Source organism: Mesorhizobium sp. M1A.F.Ca.IN.020.06.1.1 (genome assembly GCF_004023265.1).
Classification (GTDB): Bacteria; Pseudomonadota; Alphaproteobacteria; order Rhizobiales; family Rhizobiaceae; genus Mesorhizobium.
In genome coordinates, this window is record NZ_RZSR01001682.1 from 1 (window position 1) to 586 (window position 586).

The 586-nt window shown below is 63.7% G+C and carries 1 protein-coding gene and 1 pseudogene; both read left to right on the forward strand.

Features of this window, described 5'->3' with window-relative positions; genetic code table 11:
* On the forward strand, positions 1-293 hold a 293-nt coding region (locus EOA60_RS36320), incomplete at its 5' end, for an FCD domain-containing protein (protein WP_128312796.1).
* Between the two features lie 113 nt (positions 294-406).
* Positions 407-586 (forward strand): annotated as a pseudogene (locus EOA60_RS38590) (lipopolysaccharide biosynthesis protein); the annotation flags it as partial.

Genomic DNA, 586 nt, shown 5'->3' on the forward strand with positions numbered 1-586 from the left:
TTCACATCGAGCTGGCCAGGCTTTCCGGCAATGAATTCCTGCTTAGGGGAGTCCGCGATGCAATGACCAGGCTCTCCCGCGCGCGTTGGCTGGAAGTGCGCGACGAGGCGGCGCTTGGCCGCGCCTGGGCCGAGCACCACGCCATCCTGGCTGCCGTGCGAAAGGGTGACGCCGAAAAGGCGGCACGGCTGCTCTCGGCCCACATCGCCGGCAGCCGCGACCGCCTGGTGACTTCGCTGCATGACGAGCGGCGCGGCCTGCGCGCCAGGGGCTTTGCCGTCGTGGGTGGCTGATCCTCGGCCATCGTCGAATATTAGAACTTCAACAAGTTCGTCAGCTTGGGCGGCTTGCAAGATGTTCGGCACAATGCTGTAGGAGGCGACGGACATCTTTAAACGACGGACGCATGGCCTCGCCCTTACGCACCGCAGCGCGGGTATTTTATTTCATACGCAACATCACGCGCGATGTGGCGCCGCAGGCTCTCTTTCGCCAGCGGCTTGCGCGCCGGCTGGAGCAGGCACGGCTCTCCAGCAAAACGGTCCGTGATCGGGTCAACTACTACAACCGGCTCGACCATAGCTTC